The organism is Mesorhizobium sp. M7A.F.Ca.CA.004.04.2.1, assembly GCF_004022825.1.
Taxonomy (GTDB): Bacteria; Pseudomonadota; Alphaproteobacteria; order Rhizobiales; family Rhizobiaceae; genus Mesorhizobium.
This window is the reverse complement of record NZ_RZPH01000777.1, coordinates 1-2,927: the sequence shown is the minus strand read 5'-3', so window position 1 is coordinate 2,927 and position 2,927 is coordinate 1. Positions and strand designations below refer to the sequence as shown.

3 protein-coding genes and 1 pseudogene are annotated in these 2,927 nt (G+C 65.9%); 2 read left to right on the top strand and 2 right to left on the bottom strand.

Features of this window, described 5'->3' with window-relative positions; genetic code table 11:
* Positions 1-83: 83 nt before the first annotated feature.
* The gene (gene dapE, locus EN893_RS26820) at positions 84-1,277 is read left to right on the top strand and encodes a succinyl-diaminopimelate desuccinylase (RefSeq protein ID WP_127273255.1); all 1,194 of its coding nucleotides are present in this window, start codon (positions 84-86) and stop codon (positions 1,275-1,277) included.
* A gap of 5 nt (positions 1,278-1,282) precedes the next feature.
* A complete protein-coding gene (locus EN893_RS26815; protein WP_127270998.1) occupies positions 1,283-1,918 on the top strand; it encodes a transporter in 636 nt (211 codons plus the stop codon).
* Here EN893_RS26815 and truA read toward each other — a convergent pair.
* Positions 1,885-2,655, bottom strand: coding sequence for a tRNA pseudouridine(38-40) synthase TruA (gene truA / locus EN893_RS26810; protein ID WP_127271000.1), 771 nt, complete (start codon positions 2,653-2,655; stop codon positions 1,885-1,887). The genes EN893_RS26815 and truA overlap by 34 nt on opposite strands.
* 23 nt (positions 2,656-2,678) lie before the next feature.
* Positions 2,679-2,927 (bottom strand): annotated as a pseudogene (locus tag EN893_RS26805) (N-acetyltransferase); the annotation flags it as partial.

Sequence of the window (2,927 nt, the reverse complement as noted above, 5' to 3'; positions counted from 1 at the left end):
AATATTGGCGGCATCGCCAGCCATGACGCTGGCCCCTATGTCTGGCCGTGACAGGCCCTGCGCTTTCGACTATCGCTTTTGCCATGACGCTGCCGACCGATCCCGCCGAAAACCTCGCCGCCCTTATCCGTTGCGCTTCGGTGACGCCCGCTGAGGGCGGCGCGCTGACCGCGCTGGAGACGATGCTCAAACCGCTCGGCTTCCTGGTCGATCGGCCGGTGTTTTCCGAAGACGGCACGCCCGATATCGAAAACCTATATGCAAGGCGCTCCGGCAATGGCCCGCATCTGATGTTCGCCGGACACACTGACGTGGTGCCTGTCGGCGACGAAGCCGCCTGGACGCATCCGCCTTTCGCCGCCGAGATCGCCAATGGCGAGATGTATGGCCGCGGCGCCGTCGACATGAAGGGCGGCATTGCCTGTTTCATCGCCGCCGTGGCGCGCCATGTCGAGGCCAATGGCGGTCCGAAAGGGTCGGTCTCGCTGCTGATCACCGGCGACGAGGAAGGCCCGGCCATCAACGGCACGGTGAAGCTGCTCGAATGGGCGGCTTCGCGGGGCGAGAAATGGGATGCCTCTGTCGTCGGCGAGCCGACCAATCCGGACGCTCTCGGCGACATGATCAAGATCGGCCGCCGCGGCTCGATGTCCGGCGCGGTCACCGTCAATGGCCGCCAGGGCCATGTCGCCTATCCCCTGCTTGCCGACAATCCGGTGCGCGGGCTGATGAGCCTGGTCGACGCCTTGCTGCATCCGGTTTTCGACAAGGGGACCAGGGATTTCCAGCCGACCAATCTGGAGATCACCTCCATCGATGTCGGCAACCCCGCCACCAATGTCATTGCGGCCAAAGCGACCGCGACCTTCAACATCCGCTTCAACGACACCTGGACGGACGAGACCCTGCAGGCCGAGATCCACAACCGGCTCGACCAGGCGGCCAGGCGCAGGAAGTACCGGCAGGGCAAGAAGACGCCGGTCGACTACGAGCTCGTCTGGCGCGACCGGCCGAGCCATGTCTTCCTGACCCGCGACGACAGGCTTATCGAAACGCTGCGCGGCTCGATCAAGTCGGCGGTCGGCAAGGAGCCGACGCTGTCGACCTCCGGTGGAACGTCCGACGCGCGTTTCATCAAGGACTATTGTCCGGTGGTCGAGTTCGGGCTGGTCGGCAAGACAATGCATATGGTCGACGAGCGCGTCGCCATTGCCGATTTGGAAACGCTGACGCAAATCTACCAGCGCTTCATAGAAGACTGGTTCGGACAGGGCTGAACAGCATGCTTTCGGCGGACGAAACCCAAGCTTCGCTGACGGGCGCCTGGCGATTGATGCTCGGCAAGGCCGACGGCCTGCGCCTGCTCGACCTGTCGGCCGACGGCTTCTGGAATTCCTTCTTCGCCATTGTCGTTGCTGCACCGGCGCTGATCGTCGGCTGGGTCGGCATCGCCAACGAACTCGGCGATCCCGACGCCTTCGCGGGCCGCTTCAGCATGCTGGTGCGCCTGGCGACGGTCGACATCGGCTCCTGGGTGCTGCCGCTGATTGCGCTCGCCCTGATCGCGCCGCGCGCCGGCATAGGCGGCCGCTTCGTCCACTACGTCGTCGCCAGCAACTGGGCTTCGGCCATCACCGCCTGGCTGATGCTGCCCTCGGCGCTGATCCGGCTTTTCCTGTCGTCCGCAAGCCAGGCTGCGAGTCTTGTGTCGCTGTTCCTGTTTGCCCTGTCGATGGTGCTGACCTGGCGCATGACCAACGCCACGATCGGCAGGGGCGCATCGGTCGGCACCGCCGTTTTCGTCGGCATGTTCATCGCCTCGCTGCTGGTGCTGTTCGGCCTGCAGACGCTGCTCGGCATCACCGTGCCGGACGATGCCGGAGTTCAGAGCCTGTCCGGGCTCGTCTCGACTGGATAATCGACACCGGTGAGAAACAGCCCGTCGGGTGGCGCCACCTGTCCGCAGGCGGCGCGGTCGTGCGCCTCGAGCGCCGTTTTCAGGTCGGCCGCAGTCCAGCCGCCGTCGCCGACGCGCTTGAGCGAGCCGACCATCGAACGTACCTGATTGTGCAGGAACGAGCGCGCCGAAGCCCTGACCTCGATCATGTCGCCCTGTCGGCTCACATCGAGCCGTTCCAGCGTCCTGATCGGGCTGTTGGCCTGGCACTGGGTCGAGCGGAAGGTGGTGAAATCATGCCGTCCCAGCAGGACTTTCGCCGCTTCGTGCATGGCGCCGGCGTCGAGCCGCTTCGGCACCCACCAGACCTTGCCCTTGTCGAGCGCGGCCGGGGCACGGCGGTTCAGGATGCGGTAGAGATAGTGGCGGCCGATGGCCGAGAAGCGGGCGTCGAAGCTGTCGGAGACGACCGTCGCTTTCAGGATGGCGATGCGCGCCCCGGCCGCCTGCAGATGGGCGTTGACTGCATCGCGCACCTTGTCGCCCGGCCACGCCTTGGCGAGGTCGGCATGCGCCACCTGCGCGGTCGCATGGACGCCGGCATCGGTGCGGCCGGCGGCGCGCAGCCGGATCGCTTCGCCGCAGAATTTTTCGATCGCCCGCTCGATCGCCTGTTGCACCGAAGGCTGATCCGCCTGGTGCTGCCAGCCGGCAAACAGACTGCCATCATATTCGATGTCGAGGCGAAAACGCGGCATGCCGGGCGGCTATACGCTCTCGCCTACGCGGCGAGAGCGGTGAAGGCGGAGGCGTAGACCAGTGTGCCGGCCTCAGGCGCGTCGCCCCAGGCCAGCGCCTGCAGCGCTTCGCCCTGGTATTCGCTCTCGAAGTTCTCGGCACGCGTGTGGCTATATCCGAAACGCCCGTAATAGATGGGGTCGCCGAGCACCACGGCCAGCGTTTCGCCGGCATCCCTGAGGCGGATATGCGCCTCGCGGATCAGCGCGCCGCCGATGCCGCTGCCATGGAA